Raw genomic sequence first — 25,764 nt, forward strand, 5'->3', positions numbered from 1 at the left:
TGCCCTCGTACCTCACGAATAGATGCAGTCGCGGAGTGTAATCAGCCCGCGCTTCATCTCTGTTTTTGGGGCCACCATCGCGACCCGGATAAATTGCTCGCCCGGGTTTTGCCCCGGATCACCTTGAGAAAGATATGCGCCCGGCAGAACCCGAACACCGGTTTCCTGCCAAAGCTTCAATGCGGTTTCTTCACCGTTTTCGACCGGCAGCCACAGGAAGAACCCGGCCTCGGGCGGCATGTAGCCTTGTACGCCTGCGAAAACCTCATCCGCGACGGCGTATTTCTCCTGATACAGCGCGCGGTTTTCCTGCACATGCGCTTCATCCGCCCAAACCTTGGCGGCGGCGGCCTGCAGCGGGGCGGGCAAAGGGGCACCCGCATAGCTGCGCAACAGTTTGACACGGCTGATTGTTTCAGGTCCACCTGCGATCAGCCCCGACCGCAACCCGGCCAAGTTCGACCGCTTGGACAGAGAGTTGAACAGCGTGACACGTTCGGGGTCAGCACCCAGTTCCTGCGCAACGGTCAGCGCGCCAACCGGCGCGGCGTCGCGGTAGATTTCGGAATAGCATTCATCGGCAAAGATGCGGAAATCGTACTTTTCAGCCAATTGAATCAGCTCAACCCAGTAATCGCGCGAGGCGACCGCCCCCTGAGGGTTCGCGGGCGAGCAGATATAGGCTACAGCAGTACGGTTCAGAACCTCTTCGGGCAGGCCTGCATAGTCTGGCAAATGGCCAGTGGCAGCGGTTGCCGGCACGAAATATGGCTGCGCACCGACCGAAATCGAGGCAACCATGTAGACCTGATAGAAGGGGTTCGGGCACAGAATGATCGGTTGCTGCCCATTTTTCTGCTCAGGGCAGAGCGCCATTGCAGCGTTATAAAGACCCTCGCGCGTACCGTTCAGTGCCATCACATTGGCATCTGCATCCATCGACACACCATAGCGGCGGTTGATCCAACCCGTGATCGCTGCGCGCAATTCAGGTGAGCCTTCGTTCGGGGGATAGCCCTGAAACCCGGCGGCGTTTTCCATGATCACGTCAGTCACCCAAGAAGGGAAATCATGCTTGGGCTCGCCAATGGTCATGTGAACGACTTCACCACCCGGCTGATGATGATCCAACAGGGCGCGTAGACGCGGAAATGCGTATTCCGGTAGGTTCGAAAACCGCTCGGGGAAATTCATGATACTGCCTCAATTTCGGGGTCATTTTGCGCCCCGTTTTATGGCAGATTACAGATCGACCCGGGCTTCGTCCAGACAAAGAGGTGCCGAATCAGGGGATTGTGGCATTCAGGTCAAAGCCCTTTCGGCTGCTGAGCCGAGCCGTAACAAGGCCTCTTCCGACCCCGGATAGCCCAACATCATCAGCCCGCAACCGGGTGTTCCCGTGGGCAAAGTCAGTGCCGCAAGCCCCATCAGATTGCCGATCCGGGTGTTGCGGAGAGCCAAGAGATTTTCGGTAACATAGTAGTCATGATCATTCATCAACCGGTCGAGATTGGGCGGTAGGATCGGGGCCGTCGGCGCAAGCACGGCGTCAAAGCCCGCAGAGGCCGCATCCCAAGCCTGTCGACAAGCGGTTAGTTTCGACCAAGCGGCCACGTAATCGGGGCCGGAATAGGCCTTGCCCATTCGGAACCGTTCAAGGATTTCGGGATACATCGCCTCGGGGTTCGCTTCTATCACATCTCGCCACAAGCCGTAGGCTTCGGTTGTATAGAGCACACCCGACAGGCTCATCGCTTCGTTCAGCTCAGGCACGTCAAGCGGAACGATCTCGGCCCCGGCCTCTTTCAGGCGCGCCAGCGCATCTTCATAGGCGTTGGCTGGAGCTTCGCGCAGATCGTCCTTGGCCACGTTCTGCAAATCAGCAAAGCGGCGACCGATCAATGACGCCCCGCGCAGATCAGCCGGGGCGGTGCCCTCAAGCACAGCAAGCATATGTGCGGCGTCCTCAACTGATCGCGCCAGAGGCCCAACGGTATCGAATTTCAGACACAGCGGCACGACGCCCTCAAGGCTAATGCGCCCCGCCGTGGTTTTCAGCCCCACCAGATCGTTCCAGGCCGAGGGAATCCGCACCGATCCACCCGTGTCCGAGCCAACGCCGCCTGCAGCAAGCCCCCAAGCCACCGAAGCTCCTGCACCTGAAGATGAGCCGCCCGGCACTGCGTCTTCGTCATTCACGCATGGAGGCGTAGCCGTCACAGGGTTTAGACCCAAACCCGAGAACGCCAATTCGCTCATATGCGTTTTACCCAGACAGACCGTACCCATCGCGGTCGCGTTCCGCACCACCTGCGCATCGGATTCGGGCACGCGGCCTTCCAACAGGGCTGAACCGGCCTCGGTCCCTACGTCTGCCGTGTCAAACAGGTCTTTCCAGCTGATCGGGACGCCATCCAACAAAGACCGACGCAGGCCAAGCTTGGCCCGCTCTTGCGCCGCAAGGGCCTCGGCGCGGGCGCGATCGTGGGTCACCCGGGCATAGATCCGATCGCGATGTGGATGGGCGTCAATCGCGCTGAGATAAGTTTCTGTCAGTTCAACCGGATCGATCTGCCCCATTCCGATACCACGGCCCAAATCACATGCCGTCATGGTCAGCCAGTCTTGCATCCGGTCCCCTCCCGAGTAATTCCGTGATCGGACGGTAGCGACAGGACCGCACATGGACAATCCCGAAAGGGCGCGCATATTGCAGCACATGGAACACAGATCCGATATCCTGATCGTTGGTGGTGGCCTGAACGGCCCTGCCCTTGCGCTGGCGCTGGCCCAGACCGGGCATTCAGTCGTGGTTGTTGACGCTCTGGCAGAGAAAGTGCGCAAGAATGCGACCTTCGACGGGCGCGCTTATGCGCTGGCATTGGCGTCGCAACGTCTGCTCGACGCAATAGGCGTTTGGGAAAAGGTGGAAGAGCACGCCCAGCCGATGCTGGAGATCAAGGTAACGGATGGCCATGCCGGTGCCGGACCTTCCCCGTTCTTCATGCATTTTGATCATGCCGAGATCGAAGAAGGCCCGATGGGCTATATGGTCGAAGATCGCCACCTGCGGCGGGCTTTTCTGGAGACCATGACCGAACAAGACGGGGTTACCGAATTCAGCGGAAAAACGGTCGTGTCTCAGGACATCTCGGCAAACGGGGCAACACTTACACTGGATGACGGGTCCACCTTGTCCGGCAGCCTTCTGGTGGGTTGCGATGGCCGCCGCAGCGGGACCGCTATGCGCGCCGGAATCAAGCGAACCGGCTGGGACTATGGACAGACCGCTCTGGTCTGCGCCATTGAACACGAGCTACCGCATCACGGTATCGCCCATCAGTTCTTCATGCCCCCCGGCCCGTTGGCGATTCTGCCGCTGACCGGGAACCGCAGTTCCATCGTCTGGAGCGAACGCACTGAGACCTCCGCGCAGATCAATGCGCTGCCCGAGGCAGATTACCTACAAGTTCTGCGCCCGCGCTTTGGCGATTTCCTGGGGGATATCCGCCTGCAGGGTGACCGGTTCACATACCCGTTGAACCTGACCATCGCCAATTCCTTCATCTCGGACCGGTTGGCTTTGGTCGGAGACGCCGCCCATGGCATGCACCCCATCGCCGGGCAAGGCCTGAACGCAGGTCTGCGTGATGTCGGTGCATTGGCCGAGGTTCTGACCCTTGCGGGACGACGTGGCGAGGATATCGGATCAACGCTTGTGCTGGAGCGCTATCAAGAGTGGCGCCGGTTCGACACAGCCTCGCTTGCGATGGCGACTGATATGTTCAACAAGCTGTTTTCGAACGATAATCCCCTACTCCGCATAGGTCGGGATATTGGAATGGGTATCGTCGGATCGCTGCCCGGGCTGCGCCGAGGTTTCGTGCGCGAGGCTGCAGGTCTGACCGGAGACCTGCCGAAACTGCTGCAGGGACACCCGATCTAGTCCAGCTCTCGGGCCTCATCCACTAGCATCACTGGAATACCGTTGCGGATTGGAAAGGCCAGAGCGGCGGCTTTTGACACCAGCTCTTGCCGTTCGGCATCATAGTGCAGCGTCGTGTGGGTCTGCGGACAAATCAACGCCTCAAGCATATGGCGGTCAAAGGCGTGTTCGGTATCGCTCATTGCAGTTTTTCCTCATTCGATCCGCCGCGCATGGCGAATTCAATTAATGTCACCAATGTCTCGCGCCGGGTGCGCAGGCAGGGGGCCTCAAGCAGGGCTTGCTTTTCCTCGGGGTCAAACTCTAGCATCATCGACAGGGAATTGACCAAAAGCTCATCATCGGCATCTTTCATTGTGTCCCAATCGGTGGAAAACTGACGGGACGAAAAAAATCGTTCCAACAGCCGCAGGAACCTGTTCCGATCAAAACCGTCATCTACCTCGGCCTTGCCCAGATCACGGTCAAACCCGTCCCAAGACACCGAAACCCGGCGATACGGGGTGAAACTGTCCAACTCTGATTTGACCCTGAACCGAGAGATTCCCGTCAGCGTAATCAGATACCTGCCGTCTTCGGTCTCGGAAAACTGGGTGACCCGTCCAGCGCATCCAATCTGGTGCAACTTAGTTTCGTCCCCCTGACAGGTATTCGGTTGCACCATCCCGATCAGGCGTTCTTGCGTTTTCAGCGCGTCGTCCAGCATCTGTAGGTAGCGCGGCTCAAAAATATGCAGCGGCAGGCGAGACCGTGGCAGCAGCAGCGCTCCGGGCAAAGGGAAAACGGATACCGTTTCCGGCAAATCGGCAGGATGCATCATGTACCCGAGTTTAGTTCTGATCGGGGATTAGGCAAATATCATCGAGCTGAGCTTGCGCCGCCCGTTCAGAACAATCGGGTCATTGGGCTTGAGCGCATCGAAAATTGTGAAGAGCTGCGCCTTTGCTGCCCCATCATTCCACTCGCGATCGCGGCGGAACAATTCCAACAGTTGAGCCACTGCCTCTTCGACATCGCCATTGGCATGCAGGGCCTGCGCCAGATCGAAACGGGCTTGATGGTTGTCTGGCTCGGCCTCAACTGTTGCAGTCAACTCACCTACCGGACCAGCATCTGCAGCCTGCTTGGCCAATTCCAGTTGCGCATGGGCCGCTTCAACCTCGGGTGAAGTGGAAATCTCGGCAGGAGCGCCATTGAGGATCGCCTCAGCCTGATCCAGATCCCCCGATGCAATATGCGCGCGCACCAACCCGCCATAAGCGGCAGCGTGATTGGGGTCTTCACCCAGTATGGCGGCAAAAGTCTGTGCCGCGTCTACAGCGGCCCCCTCGGTCAACATTTCTTCGGCAGCTTGCACAGCATCATCTAGTTGACCACCCGGGCTTTCACCGCCCGCGGCTTCGATCACACGATCTATGAAGGCCTTGATCTCGGACCCTGGCAAAGCGCCCTGAAACCCGTCGATCGGTTGGCCTTTATGAAATGCATAGACCATCGGAATCGACTGGATGCGCAGTTGTCCTGCAATCATCTGCGCTTCGTCCACGTTGATCTTGACCATCTTGACCGCACCCTTGGCAGCGGTCACGGCCTCTTCCAACGCCGGGCCCAGCGTTTTGCAGGGGCCGCACCAAGGCGCCCAGAAGTCAACGATGATCGGCGTCTCTTGTGAGGCTTCGACCACATCGGCCATGAAGGTGGCCTCGGTCCCGTCTTTAATCAGATCAGTGGCTTGGGGGCTGCCTGCGCCGTTCAGAAGGTCCATGGCTTATACTCTCTGGTTCGAACTTGCGCCCTATATGCAGTCCAATGCGGCAGAAACCAAGGGGGGAGTTCGGCGAATTTGCTTCGGTCAGACGTCAAACGTGGCAAATACCGGGGCATGATCACTGGGTTTTTCCCATCCGCGCGCGTCGCGCAGAATGCGGCTGGAATGACCCGCGTTCGAGATATCGGGCGTAGCCCAGACATGATCCAGCCTGCGTCCCTTGTCGGCGGCATCCCAATCTCGTGCCCGATAAGACCACCAGCTGTATAGCTGGCCCTCGGGAATATCCTGCCGGGTGATATCGACCCAGCCACCTGCATCCTGCGTTTCGGCCAGCGTTTCAACCTCGATCGGCGTATGTGAAACCACCTTCAGCAACTGCTTGTGCGACCAGACATCATCTTCGCGGGGCGCAATATTCAGATCGCCCACCAGAATGGACTTTTTCGGCTTTTCCGCACGGAACCAATCGCGCATGTCAGCGAGGTAATCCAGCTTTTGGCCAAACTTCTCGTTCACTTCGCGATCCGGTACGTCGCCCCCAGCGGGGACATAGAAATTATGAATGGTCACGCCATTCTCCAACCGCCCCGCAATGTGTCGCGCATGACCCAGACCCGCGAAATCCTTATCCCCTACTTCCTCAAGCGGAAGGCGCGACAGTATGGCGACGCCGTTATACCCCTTCTGGCCCCGCGCAATCATATGCGTATAGCCCAGCTCGGCGAACCCTTCGGTCGGGATTTTGTCGACCGGCGATTTGCATTCCTGTAGACACAGCACATCCGGTGCCTCTTCCTGCAGCAATTTCAGAACGATAGGCTCGCGCAGGCGGACCGAATTGATGTTCCATGTGGCAAGGGTAAAGGGCATATCCGGGGGTTCCTTTGTCGAAGTTGCCGCAGGTTAGCGCGGCGCCAAGCGTGGTGCCATCGAAAAACAAAGCAATGTTGCCTGACCCGGCGGTGACGGAAACTTGCAAAGTTTCCGGTCCGATTTCATTGAATGAAATCGGATGCCCGGTGCCGATATCGCCCTGCACGATACAGTTGCACCCTACAAAAAAAGCCGGGCCATCAGGCCCGGCAGTCCAACAGGGAGGTGCATGTCATAACCCGGACATGCGCGGGTTGGGAGTAATCTAAAGATACCTACAGAGTATCACTTTGATCCAAGTCAATCCACCATTAGTCAAGCAACAAGGCGATATCCGCCCGATTCTGTGACCAAAAGGCGCGCATTCGACGGGTCGGGTTCAATCTTCTGACGCAGACGATAGATATGGGTTTCAAGCGTGTGCGTTGTAACGCCTGCGTTGTAACCCCAGACCTCATGCAAAAGAACATCACGTGCAACAACGCCGTCAGTTGATCGATAGAGGAACTTGAGAATGTTAGTCTCTTTCTCGGTCAGGCGGATCTTGCGATCATCTTCGGTCATCAGCATCTTCATGGCCGGTTTGAAGGTGTAGGGCCCCAGAACAAAGACCGCATCCTCGGATTGTTCATGCTGGCGCAGTTGGGCCCGAATCCGGGCCAGAAGAACCGGAAATTTAAAAGGCTTGCTGACATAATCATTTGCGCCAGCATCAAGACCCAGGATCGTGTCAGCATCGCTGTCGTGCCCGGTCAGCATCAGCACCGGGCTTTTGACGCCCTGCTTGCGCATCAGGCGACACAGCTCACGGCCATCGGTATCCGGCAGGCCGACATCCAGAATCACCAGATCGTATATTGCTTCGCGCGCGCGCTCCATTGCCGACGCGCCATCGGACGCCTCGAACACGTCAAAGTCTTCGGTCATGACAAGTTGCTCGCTGAGCGCTTCGCGCAGGTCTTCGTCGTCATCCACCAGCAGGATTTTCTTGAGCTGAGCCATGTACGGTCCTCCTAAGCCTTTTCCATCACTTGCGTATGAAGAATGCAATCAGCAAGATTTACTGCAGTCGTCTCACGCCCTCGTGTCTGACGCCGAGGAAATGTTTCACATTTTCCAGTGATCGGGGTAGGACAGGGTCTGATCGTTTCAAGGTGAACTGCATGAGTCTCACTCCCGACATCACCGAATTGCTGGCACGGGCGCGGGCTGACCTGCGTATGGGTGTTCCCGTTGTTCTGACCGACGAACTGGGATTTGGAGTACTCGCATTCGCCACCGAGACCCTGAGCCCGCAAAGGTTGGCCGATTTGCGCGGCTTGGGCGGGGATCCCGTTGTCGCCATCACGGTTCGGCGCGCTGAAACACTTAAAGCGCGTGCATATGACGGCGATCTTGCTCGCGTCATGATCCCGGCGGATGCTGGGCTGAGCTGGGTGCAGGCGGTGGCCGACCCGTCCGATGATCTGAACGCCCCGATGAAGGGCCCGCTGATGACCGAACGGCAAGGCAGCGCAAATCTGCACCGGATCGCTATTGCGTTGGCCAAGTCGGCGCAATTGCTTCCGGCCGCCGTCGTGACACCAATTCAAGACGGGCGCGAATTTGCGGCAGACCATGGCCTAACCTGCATTGACCATGCCCGCGCCGCGCCACATTTGACAGATCGCAGCGCTCTGCACCCTGTCGTCGCCGCACGCCTGCCGATGGAAGTGTCCGAGGCTGGGCGCCTGCATGTATTCCGCCCCGAAGATGGCGGAGAGGAACACTATGCGGTTGAAATCGGTCGCCCTGACCGCGACAAGCCCGTCCTCGCGCGGCTGCATTCGGCCTGTTTCACAGGCGATCTCATGGGCAGCCTGAAATGTGACTGTGGCCCGCAACTGCGCGGGGCCTTGGCCCAGATGGGGGACGAGGGTGCGGGTGTCCTGCTTTATCTGAATCAGGAAGGGCGTGGGATCGGGCTCGCCAACAAAATGCGCGCCTATTTTCTTCAGGATCAGGGATTTGACACAGTCGAGGCCAATCACCGGCTTGGATTCGAAGACGATGAACGGGATTTCAGGCTCGGCTCGGATATCCTGAAATCGCTGGGCTTCAATTCGGTCCGTCTACTGACCAACAACCCTGCAAAAATCGCGATGATGGAACGCACAGGTATCGCCGTCACCGAACGGGTTCCGTTGAAAGTAGGTGAAACAGATTTCAACCGCGCGTATCTGGCGACCAAAGCGGCAAAGTCAGGCCACCTGCTGTGACACCAAGCGATCTGGTTCTTACACCACGTGGCATTCGGTTTATCGGGCAGCTGTTCCCCTGCGCTATAGGCAAAGGTGGCTTGAGCCCAACCAAGCAGGAAGGTGACGGAACAACACCATCAGGTGTGCATCACATTGTGGGTATGCTCTATCGCGCAGACCGAATGCCACGGCCGGCGCATTGGGCACGACCGATCGGACCGCGCGATTTATGGTCAGACGACGTAGAGGACGATGCGTATAACCATTTGGTGCGGGCGCCTCATGATTTCAGTCACGAGAAACTGCGTCGCCCAGATCCGCTTTATGACCTGATCTTGATAACCGATTGGAACTATCCCAATTCAGAACCCAGCCGGGGATCGGCCATCTTCCTGCATCAATGGCGACGCCCACGGTTTCCGACCGAAGGCTGCATCGCATTCAGGCGCGACCACCTACGTTGGATTGCCCAAAAAATCACGCCGGGCACACGGCTGATCATCCCTGAGGCTTAACCCGCGCCCCGAATATGGCAGACCCAATACGGACGTGTGTGGCACCCAAGGCGATTGCCGATTCAAAATCACTGCTCATTCCCATCGACAAACCCTCCAGCCCATTCCGCTCTGCGATTTTTGCTAATAGCGCGAAGTGCAGCGCGGGCTCCTCTTCAACCGGTGGAATGCACATCAAACCTCGGACGGGCAGGTCCATGCCGCGGCATTCTGCAATGAACGCATCAGCATCTTGTGGAAGAGTACCGGCCTTCTGATCCTCTTCGCCTGTGTTGATCTGTATAAATAGATCGGGGCACTTACCCATTTCTTGTGCCAATCGCGCCAATGTTTTGGCGAGCTTTGGTCGATCAACTGAATGGATGGCATTGCAAAGATCAATCGCCTGCCGTGCCTTGTTTGTTTGCAATGGACCGATCAGATGCAGATCGATGTCCGGAAAACTCTCGCGAAATGCAGGCCATTTGCCAGCGGCTTCCTGCACGCGGTTTTCTCCGAAACACCGGTGGCCCTGCTTCAACACGGCTTCGACCCGGTCGTTAGGTTGCACCTTGGAAACCGCAATTAATTGCACCGAGCCTTCGGCGCGTCCTGCCGCAGATTCAGCTTTGGCTATTCGATCGGTGATTTCTTGCAGCGACATGGGTCCCTCATTCTGCGTTTGCAGCAGCAAAACACCATGTGGCGGCAAAAGAAAAGGGCAGGTCCGAAGACCTGCCCTTGAACCTTGTGGTTCAGATCAACTTAGAAGTTGAACTGAGCACCAAAGTCGGCACGCAGCTGGCTGTCGCCGTCGCCACGCTTCTGGTTGCCGATACCACCGCGCAGCGATGCACCGCCACCCAGGTCGTAGATGGCACCGATGCCGTACTGCTGCAGATCGTCGTCTGCCGAACCGTCACCGTAAGCGAAGGTCAGAGTGGTTGCCGCGCCCAAGTTGTAGGCTGCCGACAGACCGTATGCGGTGCCGTTGCGGTCATCGTTTGCGACGTCATCGTCTGCGACGAACAGAGTACCGGAGAAGTCACCGAATTCTGCACCCAGGGTCAGAACGGTCAGGCTCTGCTTGTCGGCGTCGCCCAGACCGCTGGTCTGACCGTAGGCCAGAGCGGCAGTCACGTTACCGAAGGTGTAGGTCGCGCTGATGTCCCAGCGGTCTGCATCATCAGTGTCCGCACCCGCAACAGCTTCGTCAGCAAATGTGCGCTGGTCATACGACGCGCCAAAGGCGAAGTCGCCAACTGCGTACTGGAAGAACACAGCGTTTGCGCCCGAACCGGTCGACGAGTACGCCAGGAAGTCATAGTCGACGCCCGAGTACTGACCAATGAAGCTTTCCAGGCCAGGCTCGTTACCGTAGTAGTTTGCCAAGTTGTCGAACGAACCGGCTACGTTGCCGGCGTCAACACGCAGACCACCGAAGATGACCGAGAAGCGTGCGCCGTTCAGGCCAGCGGAGTTTGCTTCGCCGTTGCCGGCATCTTCGTCTGCCTGCAGACGAACACGGCCTTCAAAGCGAACGCCACCGTCAGTTTCAACGATTCCGTCGATGTTCAGACGGAAGCGCGAGACCAGGATGGTTTCGTCGGTTTCTACGCCGGTCGCTTCACCACCACCAATTGCGTCAACGGTACCTGTACGGTCTTCCAGGTATCCCAGACCAAAGCGGCCGTAACCGCTGAACTTTACTTCGGCCGCTGCAACACTTGCGGTTGCAATCAGTGCGGTCGTTGCGAAGAGAACTTTTTTCATCTTGTTTCCCTCGGTTTCAAAGATTTTCTACTCGACACATGCAAAGCACGCGTCTCAGCACGGACACCGTTTCGCTTTTTTTGCCCCCGTTGCGCAAGCTTGGCATAAACGCAAAGACGTCATTCGGCCCAAATTGGTGCAAGGATGCCACAGTCGAATTCAACGGATCGTGCGGTTCGCGCGAGTCGATCATAAAAGAATAGGGTTGTTGCTGTACGGGTCCTTGTCTAGGAGTATCACTCGACAGAGCAAAACAAGTGACACGGGACCTTCCAACGATGCGCCGTATTACGATTCCAGGTTTGATCATGGTAACGGCTGCCTTATCAGCCTGCGGAGGGCCACCGCCTGGCGATGCAAGTGTGTTGACCGCTGATGGCAGCTCGACCGAGGAACGCGAACTGAATGACCCGAATCGTTCGACGATCTGGGACGTATTCGGCCCGAACACCTCAGAGCAGGTCACTCAGGTAAATCGCTATCTGTGGGCCGCATCGCTAGATGTACTGAATTTCTTACCGATCCAAGAGGTCGATCCGTTTACCGGAGTGATCGTAACGGGTTATGGCACACCGCCCGGCGGCGGGCGTTCCTATCGCGCGACAGTTCACATCAGTGATCCTGCCCTGGAAGCGCGTTCCTTGTCCGTAGCTCTTCAGACCAGTGGCGGTTCTCCGGTCAGCGCTGCAACGTCGCGCGCCGTCGAAGATGCGATCCTGTCTCGCGCGCGCCAGCTACGCATTGCGGACAACAAGTTCTAGAAACCCGACAAAAATCACACTATTACCACGCCGGGTTCCTACCCGGCGTTTTCATTCACGAAGGACCGCATGATGTCGCGCTACTCGGCCAACGAAATCGAAGCAAAATGGCAGGAGGCCTGGGACAAGGCCGGAATCTTCACCGCCAATCACAAGGCGGACAAGCCGAAATACTATGTGCTTGAGATGTTCCCCTACCCGTCTGGCCGTATCCACATGGGGCATGTACGCAACTACACGATGGGTGACGTGATCGCCCGCCACAAGCTCGCAACCGGTCATAACGTGCTGCACCCGATGGGCTGGGACGCGTTCGGAATGCCTGCGGAAAACGCCGCAATGGCCAGTGGTGGCCACCCCAAAGATTGGACCTACGGCAATATCGCCGACATGCGCGGACAGATGAAGCCGCTGGGCCTGTCGATCGACTGGTCTCGTGAATTCGCCACCTGTGATCCGGAATACTACGGCCAGCAGCAGGCTTTGTTCCTGGATATGCTCGAGGCCGGTCTGGTTTATCGCAAGAACGCCGTAGTGAACTGGGACCCGGTCGATATGACCGTTCTGGCCAATGAACAGGTAGAAAACGGCCGTGGCTGGCGTTCAGGCGCCTTGGTTGAGCGTCGCGAGTTGACTCAGTGGTTTTTCAAGATTTCCGACTATTCCGAGGAACTGCTCGACGCGCTGGATACGCTGGATAACTGGCCCGCCAAGGTACGCCTGATGCAAGAGAACTGGATCGGCAAGTCCCGTGGCCTGCAATTCGGGTTCGAACGCACCGATGTAGGTGAGCCGATCACCGTCTACACGACACGGCCCGATACGCTGATGGGCGCGTCGTTTGTTGGCATCTCGCCCGATCATCCGATTGCCAAGCAGCTTGAGGCAGAAAACCCGAAAGTCGCTGAATTCGTTGCCGAATGCCGCAAGGGCGGCACCACCGAAGAGGCGATCGAAACCGCCGAAAAGCTGGGTTATGACACCGGCATACGTGTAAAACATCCACTCGACCCCAGCTGGGAGCTGCCGGTCTGGATCGCCAACTTTATCCTGATGGACTATGGCACCGGCGCCATCTTTGCCTGCCCAGCTCATGATCAACGTGACCTCGATTTCTGTCGCAAATACGGCCTGCCTGTTGTCGACACATTCTTTGCACTGGATGATGACACTCCGGTCGACAAGATCGCGTTTGTTCCACCGAAAACCGAGAAAGTCCGCTGGGTGAATCATTTTGCGGGTCTCACCGAGGCAACGGGTGACGAGGCCATCAATGCCACCGTTGATTTCGCCGAAAAGGCCGGTTGGGGTGAAGGTGTTACCAAATACCGCCTGCGCGATTGGGGGCTCAGCCGCCAACGCTATTGGGGCTGCCCGATTCCTGTTGTGCATTGTGATCAATGCGGCACGGTCTCCGAGAAGAAAGATAATCTGCCGATCGAGCTGCCTTATGATGATGGCAACGGCAAACCCATAGATTTTTCGATCCCCGGCAACCCGCTGGACCGCCACCCCAGCTGGCGCGACACCCCTTGCCCTTCCTGCGGCGCTCCAGCCAAGCGGGAAACTGACACGATGGACACGTTTGTCGATTCGTCGTGGTACTTCGCCCGTTTCACCGCTCCACGCGCGGAAACGCCCACCGATCTTGCCGAAGCCGAGTATTGGATGAATGTCGACCAATACATCGGTGGGATTGAGCATGCGATTCTGCACCTGCTCTATTCGCGCTTCTTCGCGCGGGCGATGAACATCACTGGTCATTTGCCGAAGAAAGCGATTGAGCCGTTCAACGCGCTGTTCACTCAAGGCATGGTGACTCATGAAATTTATCAAACACGCGACGCCAACGGTCGCCCGGTCTATCACCTGCCCGAAGACGTGACCGACGGCAAGCTGACCGACGGCACCGAGGTTGAAATCATCCCCTCAGCCAAAATGTCCAAGTCGAAAAAGAACGTCGTCGATCCGGTCAGCATCATCTCGGCCTTTGGTGCGGATACTGCGCGCTGGTTTGTTCTATCCGACTCCCCACCTGAGCGCGACGTGGAATGGACCGCGTCGGGCGCCGAAGCCGCGTTCAAACATCTCAGCCGCGTGCACCGCATCGCCGCAGAAATCGCAGAATCGGACTTGCCGGCCACAGCAGATGACGAAACGCTGCTACGTGAGATGCACAAAGCCATTCATGACGTATCGGGCGGGGTCGAATCCTTTGGCTTTAACGCATCTATCGCAAAGCTTTATGCATTCACTAACACGCTTGCCAAATCCAAAGCGGGCTCTGCAGTCAAGCGCGAGGCAGCCAAGACACTAGCGCAGCTGATGTCGCCGATGACGCCACACTTGTCCGAAGAACTTTGGCAGATGCTGGGCGGCGAAGGCCTGGTTGCAACCGCGCCTTGGCCCATCGCGGATGAGACGATGCTGATCGATGACACCATAACCCTGCCGATTCAGATCAACGGCAAGCGTCGGGCCGAGATCAGCGTAGCCAAAGATCTGGATAAAGCAGAGGTTGAAAAAATCGCCCTCAGCACCGAAGCTGTGCAAAAGGCGCTGGATGGCGCTGCACCGAAGAAAGTGATCGTTGTTCCGGGCCGGATCGTTAATGTCGTCGTTTGATCGTAGAACCCTGTTGTTGATGCCGCTGGCGCTCGCCGCTTGCGGGTTCGAGCCGGTTTATGCGCCCGGAGGATCAGGCTCGGCCTTGGATGGCAAGGTCGAGGTGTCAGCGCCGAATACCGTCGAAAGCTTTCTGCTTGTCCAGAATCTGGAACGCAAATTAGGTCGAAGCGCGACCTCGGGCAACGAATACAAGCTGGATGTCGGCGTATCGACGGTCACCCGCAGGGCCTCGATCACCACAGCGAATGAAACCAATCGCTATACGATCGACGGGAATGCGACTTACGCGCTGAAATCCAACGCAACCGGGCAAATCATTGCCTCGGGCAACGTTACCGAGTTTGTCGGTTATTCTGCTGCAGGCTCGACCGTGTCTACACTGGCAGATGAACGCGACGCGACCGAGCGCTTGATGGTGATTCTGGCCGATCAGATCGTAAATCGCCTTTACGCCACACCGGGCCTGTCCACATGAAGTTGAGCCCGCGCGAGGCTGATGGGTATTTTGCCAAGCCGGACGCGGACAAAGCCGGGCTGTTGATCTACGGGGCGGACGCGATGCGCGTTGCTCTAAAGCGTCAGCAAGTTCTGGCGGCTTTGTTGGGATCCGGCGCTGAAGAGGAAATGCGCCTGACCCGCATTCCCGGAAGCGATCTACGCAGCGATCCGACCCTGTTGCTGGACGCGGTCAAGGCTGTCGGATTTTTCCCCGGTCCCCGCGCGGTGTTTGTTGAAGACGCCACCGATGTCGCAGCGCCTGCGATTCTCACAGCCCTTGAAGACTGGGATCATGGTGATGCACAGATCATCGTAACGGCCGGGCAGCTCAAACCCAGCTCGAAAATCCGCAAAGCATTCGAAGCGAACCCTGCCGCATACGCTGTTGGCATCTACGATGACCCGCCCTCGCGCGCCGAGGTGGAGCGCATTCTGGCGCAAGCCGGATTGAAGAATATTCCACGCGATTCGATGTCGGCGCTAAGCGAACTTGCAATGGCGCTCAGCCCTGGTGATTTCACTCAATCAGTTGAGAAACTGTCGCTTTACAAACGCGGTGACGCTGGTGAACTGACGATTGAAGACATTGAAGCCTGTGCGCCGCGGTCGACCGAGGCGGCGCTGGATGATGTATTGAACGTCGTTGCCGAGGGCCGGGCACAGGAAATCGGCCCCCTGATCCGACGCCTGCAGGCGCAGGGCACCAACGGGGTCACCTTGTGTATTGGGGCGACGCGGCATTTCCGAACGCTCTATGCCTGCGCATCCGACCCTGGAGGCGCGGCGCAGGGAATCGGCAAGCTGCGCCCTCCGGTCTATGGCAAACGACGTGACCGGATCCTGAGGCAAGCTCAGGGATGGGGGGCGCCCAAGCTGCAGACCGCTTTAACCGTCCTTACAGATACGGACCTATCCTTGCGCTCGGCAGGTCAAACCGCACCTGCGATGGCACTGGTAGAGCGTGCAATGATCCGACTGGCGATGCTGGCCCGATCGGGTTAAGGCCTAGCGCGCCAACCACGTTGCCGCCGACTGACCGGCCCAACGTCCCGTCGCCAGACAGGCGGTCAGAAGATAACCACCGGTCGGGGCTTCCCAATCCAGCATCTCGCCCGCGCAAAAAACGCCCGGACATGCTGTCAGCATCAAACCGCTGTCCACGGCACCCAATGCTACCCCGCCAGCGGTTGAGATCGCCTCATCCATCGGGCGTAGCCCAGCATACCTGATGGGCAGGTTTTTCAGCGCACCGATCCATTGCGTTTGCTTCAATGCGCGGCCCTTAGTCATTTCGTGGAACAAAGCGACCTTTTGCGGAGACAGACGCAGACCATTCTTCAACCAATGCGAAAGCGTTGCCTTTGATTTCTTCGCGTCCAATCGCGCCTGCATCCCTTCAGCCGTCACATCCGGGACCAGATCAACAAACAGCGGCGCCCCCATCCGCAGCGCAGGGGTCAGGGCATACATACCGCCACCTTCCAGGCCTTTTGCGGAAATAGTGGCCTCACCACGGCTATCCAGATCGCCCGCCATCCACCGCACCGACTTGAGCGCCGCGCCAAAATGTGGCTGCATATAGGGGCTCCAATCGACTGACAGAGCGGCGTTAGCCGGTGCAAACGGTGTTAGATCAACTCCGCTGTCCGCAAGCCACTGGGCCCAAGCGCCATCCGAACCCAACCGCGCCCAGCTGGCGCCCCCTAATGCCAAAACCGTCGCGTCGGGCGAGCAAAACTGCATGCCATCTGGCGTCTCAAAAGCCAACGCGCCACCTTGCCATCCCTGCCAGCGCCAGCGTGTCCTGATCTGAACACCGGCCTGATCCAATCTGGCCAGCCAAGCCCGCAGCAAGGGTGAGGCCTTCATGACTTTCGGAAACACGCGCCCGGTAGAGCCCGTGAACATCTCTTGCCCAAGATCACCGGCCCAAGCCTTCACCGCCTGTGCGTCAAACGCTTGTATCATCGGATGCAACCAATCCTTTGCATCCCCGTATGCGCCCATAAGCATGTCAAAAGGCTCATCCTTGGTCAGGTTCAGGCCGGACTTCCCCGCCATCAGGAATTTACGCGCGACAGACGGCTTGGCTTCGGCCACTACAACCTCGTGCCCGGCGGCGGCAAGCTGTTCGGCGGCCATTAGCCCCGCTGGCCCTGCCCCGATGACCATGGTTTGCGCCATTGTGTCCCTCTTGCCCCGTACACGCATCAGCGCGAAGTTAGGTCATGGCAAATTCCGATCCGATCTGCCCGCTCTGCAACCGTCCGATCCCCGAAGATGGTGGAAGCCTGCACCATCTGATCCCAAAGCTTAAGGGAGGCAAGGGCGGGCCCACCGTTTTGTTGCATCAGATATGCCACAAAGAGATCCACGCGACACTGACCGAGGCCGAATTGGCGCGTGACTTCCACACTGTCGATGCGCTCCGCGCCCACCCGAGGCTTGAGAAGTTCCTGATGTGGGTGCGCAAACGCCCGCCGGGGTTTCGCTCAAAAGTGCCGGGAAAACGACGCGGGCGATGATCAGGCAGGAAGCCAGGGATCACCGAACATATCGTTTTTCGGGTCGGTCAGCCCTTCAACCTCGATCCCAAGATAATCCGGCACCGGAGCAAACCGAGCGTTCGGAATATGCTGGTATTCCAACGTGGTATATGGGCGCTTCCACAGCCATTCGCGATTCTCAACCGCCCAAAGATCGGGGTTGGGAGGCTCCTCTGCGGTGAACGCATAAAAATGCAGATCGAACCCATGAGGTTCGACATCCTGCAGAGACAGCAATGACAGTCCCATGGATCGGCAAAACGCATCTTCGGTTGCAATATCGCCGGTTCGCAAAGTGATCTGGCCGATACAGGCCTTCGCGAAGGGGGCGTCCGGGCTTGTAGCATCAACCGGTCGGTTGCCCTCGAAATCCTGCTGCAGCAGTTCAATGGCAAACCCTTCGGGGTCATTCAGATGGCACATATAGCCGATATCCAGAAACTGCCGCGGCGCGCTGACCGGGATACCCTTCTGGCGCAGGTGTGCTGCGACAAGATCAACATCCGGCAACGTGATCCCGATCTTCCAATACCGCTGCCCCGGGTCGTGGCGGTAGCCCCCGCCACCCGGCATCAGCAACAGATCGGCATCCTGACCGGAATATCCAAGACGACGATTGGCGCCTTCAACCCTGACAGACATGCCAAGCGCATCACGATAAAACGCCGCCAACGCATCCGGGTCCTCCACCCGCAATCGGAGCGCGGCCAACCTCATGGGCACAATCCGGCTATGCCCGCAGCAACCGACGGATCTGCGGACAGGCTGTCGGCTACAAGTTCTTGTGCAGTTGGTATCAAATGTTCGGGCTCAACCACCCGATCAACCAGCCCAAAACTATAGGCTTCTTCTGCAGAAATCTTCTGTCCAGCCATCAGTATAAGCCGGGTTCTGGCCGGACCGATCAACTCTGCCATCCGCTTGGGATCCGAGGGCTGCGGCAAGAATCCCAGCTTCATGACCGGGTAAAAGAACTTGGCCGAGGGCACTGCGATACGCAGGTCACAGGCCAGCACCATACCGTTGGCTCCACCGGCCAAAGTGCCGTTGAGCGCGGCCACCGTCAGACAGGGCAAGGCGGCAATGGCACCCGACAACCTCTCCCAAAGATCGGAGGTCGCAAGGCCCGCCCGCGCTTCTTCAAGATCGGCGCCCGCACTGAAGACCCGGCCCGCCCCCGTCAGGATCAATGCACGTGCCTCGGTCGCCGCCTCTGCGATGCGAACCAATTCGCTTAGCATCGCTGAGGTCAGCGCATTGGCCTTGTCCGGATTGTTCAACGTGACGGTCCACAACCCATCATCCTGTGTCAGTTCGATCACGTCAGCCCGACCCTTTTTCGGATGTCTTCGTTGCGCAGCGATATCTCGGTCCCCAAGAACTCATCCGCATCTGCCGAGCACATCCACATCAACGCCCGCGCGGGCCAGTCTGCGGGGATGTGATCGTCCCAATCCAGCTGACTTACTGGATTGATTCCGCTGGCCTTGATCACCCGCTGCATATCTGTGGCCACAGTTCCCGGGGACAGGCCCATTGCGCGAATACCGTGATGCGCCTCTTCCAGATGCAGGCATTCGGTCAGCATCTTGGCCCCGGCTTTTGATGCGCAATAGTGGCTCCAGGCTTCGACCGGATTCGACGCGGCACCGGACGAGACTGTCAGAACGGTCCCGCCGCCTGCTGCCCGCATGATGGGCAGGACGGCACGCATTCCGTAAAAGACACCTTTCAGGTTGATGTCGATTGCTTGGCTCCAGGCCCGGGTGTCGGCATTCGACAGATGAAAGATCGGATCAATGACGCCCGCGTTCCCGATTAGCACATCCAGCTTGCCGAACCGGTCGATGCAATCGGCAACTGTCTGTTCAACCTGGGAAAAATCGCTGACGTCGCAGGCCAGCGCCATGGCGTTTTCACCCAATGCCGCAGCCAGAGCGTCAATCTGATCGCGGCTGCGGGCGACCAAGGCCACATTGGCCCCAGCTGCGGCAAAAACGCGCCCGGCTTCCGCTCCGATGCCTCGGCTTGCCCCTGTGATCAGTACCGTTTTCCCTTGCATATGCATCGTTTAAATCCCTGCATTTGAAATTGTCTTAACTCGTACCCTGCAAATGGGGAATTGGTCCACCCCTTCCCCCTTGACGCTGGCCGCTACAGGCACGACCATGCCGGCAAATTGATCAAGAAGGGTTCTCTTATGACTGTTTTCCTTCGCCGTAGCTGCGGTGCAGCTTTGGCCTACGCTGTTGCAACCAACGGCGCCTTTGCAGATGTTACCGCCAATGATGTCTGGGCCGATTGGCAGGCTTATCTGGGCGGCATGGGCTATGACGTCACTGGCGATCAGAGCGTTTCCGGCAACGTCACCACCATCGCGAACATGACGATGGCCATGGCCATTCCGGACACCGAAGGCACCTTCGACATGGTCATCCCCGAGATGACGTTGACCGAAAATGGCGACGGTACAGTCAATATCGGCTTTCCTGCCAGCTTCCCGATGACAATTTCGGGTGAAGCCGAGGGCGAGACATTTTCGGCTGATCTGATGTACGCTCACGACGCCTTGGAAATGGTCGTTTCGGGTACCCCCGAAAACATGACATATGACTATACGGCGAACAGCCTGACTCTGTCGATGGACTCGATGGAGTTTGATGGCGAAACCGTATCCAGCGACATGTTTGCCTTGAACGTTCAGATGAACGAAATCGCAGGCACATCGCAGATGCAGATCGGCGAGATGCGCGATATCGCGCAGCAGTTCACGGCCAGCAGCCTGTCCTATGATGTGGCCTTCAACGAGCCCGAAAGTGAAGACACGGGCCGGATCAGCGGTAAATTAGATGGTTTGAAATTTGATGGCGATACAGTCATCCCCCCCGGTATGGATGTCGCCAACATTGAAGACATCTACAAGGCCGGGTTTGCCGCTTCAGGTACATTCACATACGCCTCGGGCAGCACCGAAATGGCAGGCACTGCCGAGGGTGAGCCATTCTCGCTCAGCAGCAGTTCCGAAGGAGGCAGCTTTACCGGTAGCATCGATGCACAGCGCCTTGTCTACGATCTTGCGCAGAACAGCACCAAACTAGCCGTCACCACGTCGGATCTGCCTTTTCCAATCGAAATCGCGATGGCAAATGCAGGGCTGAAATTCGAGCTTCCGGTGCAGGCCTCGGAAGAAATCCAGCCATTTGGATTTGGCATGAACCTGACGGATTTCACCATGTCCGACGTGTTGTGGAGCATGTTCGACCCTGCTAGTGCGCTGCCGCGCGATCCGGCGACCATCGCGTTGGATGCAACCGGCACCGCCAAAGTTTTGGTCGATTTCATGGACCCGGAAGCCGTCGAAGAGCTTGAGACATCTGATATCGTTCCGGGCGAACTGCATTCGCTGAAGATCAACAAGCTTCTCGTATCATTGGTCGGAGCCCAATTGAGCGGTGATGGCGACTTTGCGTTCGACAACTCCAACACGGAAGAGTTTGATGGCCTGCCTGCCCCGTCGGGTGTCGCCAACTTGAAACTTGTTGGGGCCAACGCTCTGCTGGACAAGCTGATCGGCATGGGCTTTGTGTCGGAAAACGACGCGCTGGGCGCGCGTATGATGATGGGTCTGATGGCTGTTCCGGGCGAAGAACCGGACACGTTGAACTCGAAAATCGAGTTTACCGAGGATGGACAGATCCTGGCCAACGGTCAGCGTATCAAGTGACAAACAAATCGGGAAAGGCCGCTGCGCTGGCCTTTCCCGCCCGAGGCACATAAAGCCAGTGGGCTGCAGGCCTTGCGGGACAGGCTATCCGAGGCTAGGTCCAGAACAACAAGACCGGAGGCCTCATGACGCGAACACCTCAAACAATCAGTGAAGAGCTGCTGAATGCAGCCCGCAAGGCAGGTGCCGAGGCAGCGGATGCCATAGTAATTGATGGCTCATCCGTTTCTGTGGAGGTACGTAGTGGTGCATTGGAACATGCCGAACGCTCGGAAGCGACCGATCTAGGGCTGCGGGTCTTCCTTGGCAAACAGCAGGCAATCGTATCCAGTTCGGATAGTCGCCCCGATACGCTTACCGCGATGGCCGAGCGCGCCGTGGCCATGGCACGGGAAGCGCCGGAAGATCCGTTCACCGGCTTGGCCGCGCCTGACCAATTGGTCGCCAACTGTAATATCGACGCGCTGGAGCTGTTTGACCCAGCCCCTGAACCCAGCGCTGAAGCTCTGATGCAGGATGCACTGGCGGCAGAGGCAGCAGCGCTGGACGTTGCGGGAGTCTCACAGGTGTCAGATGCTGCGGCCGCCTATGGTACCCACCGGGTCCATCTTGCCGCGACAAACGGCTTTTCGGGTGGCTACATGCGCAGCAGCCGTTCAACCTCATGCGTCGCCATTTCCGGCGAAGGGACGGGAATGGAGCGTGACTATGACGGTGACAGCCGGACTTTTCAGTCTGACCTGCGCAGCCCCGCCGAGATTGGTCGCACGGCTGGTGAACGTGCGGTTCAGATCGTGGGAGCACGCAAGCCCCAGACCGGCAGTTTTCCGGTGGTGTTCGACGAACGGATTTCATCATCCCTGATCGGCCATCTGCTGGCCGCCAGCAATGGCGCGGCGATAGCCCGCGGGGCCTCGTGGCTGAAGGAAAGCCTTGGGCAACAGGTTCTACCGGCACATTTGTCTTTGATTGAAGACCCGCATCGCCCGCGCATTTCAGGCTCGCGCCCGTTCGATGCCGAAGGGCTGGCAACACGGCGCAGGGCGATCGTTGAAGATGGCGTTCTGACCGGTTGGACGTTAGACCTGTCCAGCGCCCGCAAATTGGGAATGACCTCGACCGGCAACGCAGCGCGCGGCGTATCCGGGCCGCCGTCGCCCAGCAACTGGAACCTAAGCCTGACGCAAGGCGAGAAGACCCGCGCCGAGTTGTTGCGCGACATGGGTACTGGGCTTTTGGTCACTTCGATGATCGGATCGACCATCAATCCGAATACCGGCGACTATTCACGCGGCGCTTCGGGATTTTGGGTTGAGAATGGCGAGATCACCCATCCCGTCAACGAGTGTACCATCGCTGGCAATCTTCGCGACATGCTGATGCGAATCATTCCGGCAAACGATGCGCGGCCTTACCTATCGCGCGTTGTACCCTCGCTGTTGATCGAAGGGATGACACTTGCCGGCAACTGACCTGCCCCTGCTGATCGACGCTGCGCTTGAGGCCGGGAAGATCGCCACGCGCTATTCGGGTCCTGATGCCCAGCGCTGGGATAAACCCGAAGGCGCAGGCCCGGTGACCGAGGCCGATCTGGCCGTCAACGCGATGCTTGAACGTGATCTGCAGGCGGCCCGCCCGGATTATGGCTGGCTGAGCGAAGAGACCGAGGATTCACCCGATCGTCTGGCCCGTGATCGAGTCTTTGTCATTGATCCTATCGACGGCACCCGAAGTTTCGCCGAGGGATCACGCACATGGGCCCATTCGCTGGCCGTAACCGAGAACGGTGAGGTCACGGCAGCCGTCATCTACCTGCCATTACGTGATCTGCTTTATGCGGCTGCAAAAGGGCAAGGTGCAACGCTGAATGGCGCGGCCATCCAAGTATCAGGTCAAGCACACCTGCCCGAAGCCGAGATTTTGGCGGCAAAACCCAATCTAGATCCGCGCCACTGGCAATCCGGTGCTGCCCCTGACTTTCGCCGTGTATACCGCCCGTCTCTGGCCTATCGGATGGCGCTGGTTGCGCAGGGACGGTTTGACGGGATGCTGACGTTGCGACCCAGTTGGGAATGGGATATCGCCGCCGGAGATCTGATCCTGCGTGAGGCAGGCGGGCTCTGTACCGATCGTTTGGGGCAACCTCTGCGCTTCAACAATACCCACCCGCGCCTGAACGGCGTGGTGGCGGCAGGTTCAGCGGTGCATTCGGACCTTCAGACCCGACTTAACCCGAATGGGGCCGGAATTCCGGCATGAGCAAGCCGCGATCTCTGAGCCTTGCGGCCTATCGAGTCCTGTCCTGGGGCGTCCCGCAAAGCACGGGTCACCCCGAGATTGCGCGCCCGGAAGGTGAACTTCTGTGGGTCCATGTCAGTACACCCGATCGGTTGCGGGCCGTCGACAATATTTGCCGTCGGCTGCTGTCTGTGCGACCAGAACTTTCGCTGTTGCTGACCGCCCCACCCGATGTTGATCTGAAGGACTGGGAAGATTGCGATACCCCGATCACAATGCTGCCCGCCGAGCATACCGGCGCGGCGCGCACGTTCTTGGATCACTGGCGCCCTGATATGGGGCTGTGGTTTGGCGGTGGGCTGATGCCCAATGTCATAACACGCGCACAGGAGCGGGGCATTCCGCTAATTTTGCTTGAGGCTGTGGTCGACGTGAAAACCGCAAGGGGTGGACGTTGGCTACCTGATATCACGCGATACACGCTGGATTGCTTTACAGCGATACTTGCGCCCAATGATGACAGCGCACGCCAAATCCGACGCCTGGGAGTGAACTCGGCAAAAATCTCGGTCGCGCCACCACTTCATATCAGCCCCAACCCAGAGCCCTGGCCCGAAGATGAATTGATCGAGACCACTCACACAATGGCCGGGCGCCCAGTTTGGCTGGCCGCATGGGTTCAGGACAAGGAATTCATCTCGGTTCTGACGGCCCATCGTCAGGCCTTGCGGATGCTGCCACGTCTGGCTTTGGTCCTGCATGTGGCGGATATGTCCGAGTCAGCGCCCTTGTTTAAACGCCTCGAAGCGATGGACCTTCGATGCGCCAACTGGGATGAAGGCCATCCAATCGAAGACACCACACAAGTGATTCTAACGGCCGAGCCCGAGGATCTGGGCCTTTGGCATCGTGTATCCGCAGTTACCTTCATGGGAAGTTCACTGGAACGCGGGGCGCGGGGGCACGACCCTCTGACCGCAGTCGCCTTGGGATCTGCCGTAATCCATGGGCCTCATGTCAGCAAGCATCGCAGTCTCTATGACAGATTGGGGCAGGCAAAAGCCGCGTTGAAGATACGAACCGCAACAGAGTTGGGCGATGGCGTTGTCGAATTGTTGGCACCTGACCGCACAGCAGACATGGCATTGGCCGGATGGCGGATTGTCACCGAAGGGGCTCCACAGGCGGACCAACTGATCGATATGGTACAGGATACACTGGACCGGCGAGGGCGTGACGATGCGGGCACCTGACTTCTGGAACTCAGCCCCTGATCGGTTGGATCTGCGCGCCAGGCTGTTGGCGCCGCTTGGTCACCTCTATGCCGCTGCAACCGCCCGTCGCGTGGCGAGCGGGCAAGGCATCTCGCCGGGCGTACCGGTTATCTGCGTTGGCAACCTGAATGCCGGTGGCACAGGGAAGACACCGACGGTGATCTGGGTTTTAGAATATTTGAGGGATACCTGGCATCAACCCCATGTCGTGACCAAAGGCCATGGTGGCTCGCTGGAAGGCCCGGTGCAGGTCGACCCGCGCAAACACACAGCGGCTCAGGTCGGGGATGAACCCCTGTTGCTCGCCGCGTTTGCCGAGGTCTGGGTCGCCAAAGATCGTGCAGCGGGCGCGCAGGCAGCCGCAGCGGCAGGGGCGACCGCGATCGTGCTGGACGACGGTTTTCAGAACCCCGCAGTTGCCAAGGATTTTTCGATCATCGTAGTGGATGCGCAGCGCGGATTTGGCAATGGCCTTTGCCTGCCTGCCGGTCCACTGCGAGAGCCCGTGGCCGTTGGATTGAAACGTGCCGATCTCGTGTTGTCGCTTGGGGACGCCGCAGCGCAGTCAACATTTTCAGAAAGATGGGAACCTGCCCTGACGGTCCCACACGCCACCGGCGAGGTGTATCCGCTCCAAACCGGAATGGACTGGAACAATACACCCGTTCTGGCCTTTGCGGGCATAGGATATCCGGACAAGTTCTTTGGAACTCTGCGACAGCAAGGCGCGAAACTGCTGCGTGCTGAAGCACTGGATGATCACCAACTACTGACTTCAGCACTGATGGCACGGCTTGAGAACGAGGCCAAAGCACTGGGCGCGCAACTGGTGACAACCGAGAAAGACGCCGTGCGCCTGCCCGCCACTTTCCGCAGCAAAGTTCTGACCCTACCGGTTCGGTTGCAAATCAATCGGGATGACAAAGTCAAAGAGTTGTTGGCGAAGGCCGCGCCTTCACCTTAGGCAGATGGCCAGCCCAAAACAGGCTGACCATTCA

26 protein-coding genes are annotated in these 25,764 nt (G+C 58.3%); 13 read left to right on the forward strand and 13 right to left on the reverse strand.

What is annotated here, in order from left to right; all coding sequences use genetic code 11:
* Positions 1-12 precede the first annotated feature (12 nt).
* Positions 13-1,194 (reverse strand): aminotransferase class I/II-fold pyridoxal phosphate-dependent enzyme, encoded by a 1,182-nt coding sequence (locus ACR0NE_RS00490; RefSeq protein WP_170508890.1) that lies wholly within the window; start codon positions 1,192-1,194, stop codon positions 13-15.
* A gap of 108 nt (positions 1,195-1,302) precedes the next feature.
* On the reverse strand, positions 1,303-2,631 hold the full coding sequence (locus tag ACR0NE_RS00495) for an amidase family protein (protein ID WP_170596804.1): 1,329 nt from the start codon (positions 2,629-2,631) through the stop codon (positions 1,303-1,305).
* 88 nt (positions 2,632-2,719) lie between these two features.
* On the opposite strand from ACR0NE_RS00495, the gene ACR0NE_RS00500 reads away from it, so the two are divergent.
* Positions 2,720-3,946 (forward strand): FAD-dependent monooxygenase, encoded by a 1,227-nt coding sequence (locus tag ACR0NE_RS00500; protein ID WP_170596803.1) that lies wholly within the window; start codon positions 2,720-2,722, stop codon positions 3,944-3,946.
* Here the strand turns inward: ACR0NE_RS00500 and ACR0NE_RS00505 are convergent.
* The 5 genes from ACR0NE_RS00505 to ACR0NE_RS00525 all read right to left on the reverse strand — a co-directional run bounded on the left by ACR0NE_RS00505 (position 3,943) and on the right by ACR0NE_RS00525 (position 7,592).
* Entirely contained in the window at positions 3,943-4,128 is a 186-nt protein-coding gene (locus tag ACR0NE_RS00505) for a Trm112 family protein (protein ID WP_170398842.1), read from the reverse strand. The genes ACR0NE_RS00500 and ACR0NE_RS00505 overlap by 4 nt on opposite strands.
* A complete protein-coding gene (locus ACR0NE_RS00510; protein WP_170596802.1) occupies positions 4,125-4,766 on the reverse strand; it encodes an LON peptidase substrate-binding domain-containing protein in 642 nt (213 codons plus the stop codon). Before ACR0NE_RS00510 ends, ACR0NE_RS00505 begins: the two co-directional genes overlap by 4 nt.
* Positions 4,767-4,793: 27 nt before the next feature.
* Positions 4,794-5,711: a thioredoxin family protein gene (locus ACR0NE_RS00515; protein WP_170398864.1), complete on the reverse strand. Its 918-nt coding sequence runs from the start codon at positions 5,709-5,711 to the stop codon at positions 4,794-4,796.
* An 87-nt stretch (positions 5,712-5,798) separates the two neighbouring features.
* Entirely contained in the window at positions 5,799-6,587 is a 789-nt protein-coding gene (locus ACR0NE_RS00520; RefSeq protein ID WP_170596801.1) for an exodeoxyribonuclease III, read from the reverse strand.
* Positions 6,588-6,905: 318 nt separating this feature from the next.
* On the reverse strand, positions 6,906-7,592 hold the full coding sequence (locus tag ACR0NE_RS00525; protein ID WP_170398869.1) for a response regulator transcription factor: 687 nt from the start codon (positions 7,590-7,592) through the stop codon (positions 6,906-6,908).
* 161 nt (positions 7,593-7,753) lie between these two features.
* Between ACR0NE_RS00525 and ribA the strand changes: the two genes are divergently transcribed.
* Complete coding sequence (gene ribA, locus ACR0NE_RS00530; RefSeq protein ID WP_170596800.1) at positions 7,754-8,848, forward strand: GTP cyclohydrolase II; 1,095 nt, start codon at positions 7,754-7,756, stop codon at positions 8,846-8,848.
* Positions 8,845-9,345: a L,D-transpeptidase family protein gene (locus ACR0NE_RS00535; RefSeq protein WP_170596799.1), complete on the forward strand. Its 501-nt coding sequence runs from the start codon at positions 8,845-8,847 to the stop codon at positions 9,343-9,345. Before ribA ends, ACR0NE_RS00535 begins: the two co-directional genes overlap by 4 nt.
* On the opposite strand, the gene ACR0NE_RS00540 is transcribed toward ACR0NE_RS00535, so the two are convergent.
* Positions 9,329-9,988 carry a YggS family pyridoxal phosphate-dependent enzyme gene (locus tag ACR0NE_RS00540; RefSeq protein ID WP_170596798.1) on the reverse strand — a complete coding sequence of 220 codons (660 nt, stop codon included), beginning with the start codon at positions 9,986-9,988 and terminating at the stop codon, positions 9,329-9,331. The genes ACR0NE_RS00535 and ACR0NE_RS00540 overlap by 17 nt on opposite strands.
* A gap of 101 nt (positions 9,989-10,089) precedes the next feature.
* Positions 10,090-11,097, reverse strand: a complete 1,008-nt coding sequence (locus ACR0NE_RS00545; RefSeq protein ID WP_170398881.1) for a porin — start codon at positions 11,095-11,097, stop codon at positions 10,090-10,092.
* A 278-nt stretch (positions 11,098-11,375) separates the two neighbouring features.
* Here ACR0NE_RS00545 and ACR0NE_RS00550 point away from each other — a divergent pair, with 278 nt between their 5' ends.
* From ACR0NE_RS00550 to holA, 4 genes are all read left to right on the forward strand, one after another.
* Positions 11,376-11,858 carry a DUF3576 domain-containing protein gene (locus tag ACR0NE_RS00550; protein ID WP_170398884.1) on the forward strand — a complete coding sequence of 161 codons (483 nt, stop codon included), beginning with the start codon at positions 11,376-11,378 and terminating at the stop codon, positions 11,856-11,858.
* Between the two features lie 72 nt (positions 11,859-11,930).
* Positions 11,931-14,483, forward strand: coding sequence for a leucine--tRNA ligase (leuS, locus tag ACR0NE_RS00555; protein WP_170596797.1), 2,553 nt, complete (start codon positions 11,931-11,933; stop codon positions 14,481-14,483).
* Positions 14,470-14,961: an LPS assembly lipoprotein LptE gene (lptE, locus tag ACR0NE_RS00560; RefSeq protein WP_170398890.1), complete on the forward strand. Its 492-nt coding sequence runs from the start codon at positions 14,470-14,472 to the stop codon at positions 14,959-14,961. The genes leuS and lptE overlap by 14 nt, the downstream gene beginning before the upstream one ends.
* A complete protein-coding gene (holA, locus tag ACR0NE_RS00565; protein WP_170398893.1) occupies positions 14,958-15,986 on the forward strand; it encodes a DNA polymerase III subunit delta in 1,029 nt (342 codons plus the stop codon). Before lptE ends, holA begins: the two co-directional genes overlap by 4 nt.
* Before the next feature lie 3 nt (positions 15,987-15,989).
* Here the strand turns inward: holA and ACR0NE_RS00570 are convergent, their stop codons facing one another.
* The gene (locus ACR0NE_RS00570) at positions 15,990-17,168 is read right to left on the reverse strand and encodes a TIGR03862 family flavoprotein (protein ID WP_170590217.1); all 1,179 of its coding nucleotides are present in this window, start codon (positions 17,166-17,168) and stop codon (positions 15,990-15,992) included.
* 44 nt (positions 17,169-17,212) lie between these two features.
* On the opposite strand from ACR0NE_RS00570, the gene ACR0NE_RS00575 reads away from it, so the two are divergent.
* Positions 17,213-17,509: an HNH endonuclease gene (locus tag ACR0NE_RS00575; RefSeq protein WP_170596795.1), complete on the forward strand. Its 297-nt coding sequence runs from the start codon at positions 17,213-17,215 to the stop codon at positions 17,507-17,509.
* On the opposite strand, the gene ACR0NE_RS00580 is transcribed toward ACR0NE_RS00575, so the two are convergent.
* Genes ACR0NE_RS00580 through ACR0NE_RS00590 form a run of 3 tightly spaced genes read right to left on the reverse strand, consistent with a single transcriptional unit; the run spans position 17,510 to position 19,598 of the window.
* The gene (locus tag ACR0NE_RS00580) at positions 17,510-18,247 is read right to left on the reverse strand and encodes a VOC family protein (RefSeq protein WP_170596793.1); all 738 of its coding nucleotides are present in this window, start codon (positions 18,245-18,247) and stop codon (positions 17,510-17,512) included.
* Positions 18,244-18,852, reverse strand: a complete 609-nt coding sequence (locus ACR0NE_RS00585) for an enoyl-CoA hydratase/isomerase family protein (RefSeq protein WP_170406713.1) — start codon at positions 18,850-18,852, stop codon at positions 18,244-18,246. The genes ACR0NE_RS00580 and ACR0NE_RS00585 overlap by 4 nt, the downstream gene beginning before the upstream one ends.
* A complete protein-coding gene (locus ACR0NE_RS00590) occupies positions 18,849-19,598 on the reverse strand; it encodes an SDR family oxidoreductase (protein WP_170398908.1) in 750 nt (249 codons plus the stop codon). Before ACR0NE_RS00590 ends, ACR0NE_RS00585 begins: the two co-directional genes overlap by 4 nt.
* 132 nt (positions 19,599-19,730) lie before the next feature.
* On the opposite strand from ACR0NE_RS00590, the gene ACR0NE_RS00595 reads away from it, so the two are divergent.
* The 5 genes from ACR0NE_RS00595 to lpxK all read left to right on the forward strand — a co-directional run bounded on the left by ACR0NE_RS00595 (position 19,731) and on the right by lpxK (position 25,730).
* Positions 19,731-21,254: a DUF2125 domain-containing protein gene (locus ACR0NE_RS00595; RefSeq protein WP_170596791.1), complete on the forward strand. Its 1,524-nt coding sequence runs from the start codon at positions 19,731-19,733 to the stop codon at positions 21,252-21,254.
* A 125-nt stretch (positions 21,255-21,379) separates the two neighbouring features.
* Complete coding sequence (locus ACR0NE_RS00600; RefSeq protein WP_170596789.1) at positions 21,380-22,726, forward strand: TldD/PmbA family protein; 1,347 nt, start codon at positions 21,380-21,382, stop codon at positions 22,724-22,726.
* Positions 22,713-23,513, forward strand: coding sequence for a 3'(2'),5'-bisphosphate nucleotidase CysQ (locus tag ACR0NE_RS00605; protein ID WP_170596787.1), 801 nt, complete (start codon positions 22,713-22,715; stop codon positions 23,511-23,513). Before ACR0NE_RS00600 ends, ACR0NE_RS00605 begins: the two co-directional genes overlap by 14 nt.
* Positions 23,510-24,745, forward strand: a complete 1,236-nt coding sequence (locus tag ACR0NE_RS00610; protein ID WP_170508919.1) for a glycosyltransferase N-terminal domain-containing protein — start codon at positions 23,510-23,512, stop codon at positions 24,743-24,745. Before ACR0NE_RS00605 ends, ACR0NE_RS00610 begins: the two co-directional genes overlap by 4 nt.
* A complete protein-coding gene (gene lpxK, locus ACR0NE_RS00615) occupies positions 24,732-25,730 on the forward strand; it encodes a tetraacyldisaccharide 4'-kinase (protein ID WP_170596785.1) in 999 nt (332 codons plus the stop codon). The genes ACR0NE_RS00610 and lpxK overlap by 14 nt, the downstream gene beginning before the upstream one ends.
* Positions 25,731-25,764 lie beyond the last annotated feature (34 nt).

The organism is Ruegeria sp. C9, assembly GCF_056537585.1.

Coding starts and splice junctions, on each gene's coding strand:
- ACR0NE_RS00490 (WP_170508890.1), bottom strand. CDS start 1,194: ATGAATTTCCCCGAGCGGTTTTCGAACCTACCGGAATACGCATTTCCG.
- ACR0NE_RS00495 (WP_170596804.1), bottom strand. CDS start 2,631: ATGCAAGACTGGCTGACCATGACGGCATGTGATTTGGGCCGTGGTATC.
- ACR0NE_RS00500 (WP_170596803.1), top strand. CDS start 2,720: ATGGAACACAGATCCGATATCCTGATCGTTGGTGGTGGCCTGAACGGC.
- ACR0NE_RS00505 (WP_170398842.1), bottom strand. CDS start 4,128: ATGAGCGATACCGAACACGCCTTTGACCGCCATATGCTTGAGGCGTTG.
- ACR0NE_RS00510 (WP_170596802.1), bottom strand. CDS start 4,766: ATGATGCATCCTGCCGATTTGCCGGAAACGGTATCCGTTTTCCCTTTG.
- ACR0NE_RS00515 (WP_170398864.1), bottom strand. CDS start 5,711: ATGGACCTTCTGAACGGCGCAGGCAGCCCCCAAGCCACTGATCTGATT.
- ACR0NE_RS00520 (WP_170596801.1), bottom strand. CDS start 6,587: ATGCCCTTTACCCTTGCCACATGGAACATCAATTCGGTCCGCCTGCGC.
- ACR0NE_RS00525 (WP_170398869.1), bottom strand. CDS start 7,592: ATGGCTCAGCTCAAGAAAATCCTGCTGGTGGATGACGACGAAGACCTG.
- ribA (WP_170596800.1), top strand. CDS start 7,754: ATGAGTCTCACTCCCGACATCACCGAATTGCTGGCACGGGCGCGGGCT.
- ACR0NE_RS00540 (WP_170596798.1), bottom strand. CDS start 9,988: ATGTCGCTGCAAGAAATCACCGATCGAATAGCCAAAGCTGAATCTGCG.
- ACR0NE_RS00545 (WP_170398881.1), bottom strand. CDS start 11,097: ATGAAAAAAGTTCTCTTCGCAACGACCGCACTGATTGCAACCGCAAGT.
- ACR0NE_RS00550 (WP_170398884.1), top strand. CDS start 11,376: ATGCGCCGTATTACGATTCCAGGTTTGATCATGGTAACGGCTGCCTTA.
- leuS (WP_170596797.1), top strand. CDS start 11,931: ATGTCGCGCTACTCGGCCAACGAAATCGAAGCAAAATGGCAGGAGGCC.
- lptE (WP_170398890.1), top strand. CDS start 14,470: ATGTCGTCGTTTGATCGTAGAACCCTGTTGTTGATGCCGCTGGCGCTC.
- holA (WP_170398893.1), top strand. CDS start 14,958: ATGAAGTTGAGCCCGCGCGAGGCTGATGGGTATTTTGCCAAGCCGGAC.
- ACR0NE_RS00570 (WP_170590217.1), bottom strand. CDS start 17,168: ATGGCGCAAACCATGGTCATCGGGGCAGGGCCAGCGGGGCTAATGGCC.
- ACR0NE_RS00575 (WP_170596795.1), top strand. CDS start 17,213: ATGGCAAATTCCGATCCGATCTGCCCGCTCTGCAACCGTCCGATCCCC.
- ACR0NE_RS00580 (WP_170596793.1), bottom strand. CDS start 18,247: ATGAGGTTGGCCGCGCTCCGATTGCGGGTGGAGGACCCGGATGCGTTG.
- ACR0NE_RS00590 (WP_170398908.1), bottom strand. CDS start 19,598: ATGCATATGCAAGGGAAAACGGTACTGATCACAGGGGCAAGCCGAGGC.
- ACR0NE_RS00595 (WP_170596791.1), top strand. CDS start 19,731: ATGACTGTTTTCCTTCGCCGTAGCTGCGGTGCAGCTTTGGCCTACGCT.
- ACR0NE_RS00600 (WP_170596789.1), top strand. CDS start 21,380: ATGACGCGAACACCTCAAACAATCAGTGAAGAGCTGCTGAATGCAGCC.
- ACR0NE_RS00610 (WP_170508919.1), top strand. CDS start 23,510: ATGAGCAAGCCGCGATCTCTGAGCCTTGCGGCCTATCGAGTCCTGTCC.
- lpxK (WP_170596785.1), top strand. CDS start 24,732: ATGCGGGCACCTGACTTCTGGAACTCAGCCCCTGATCGGTTGGATCTG.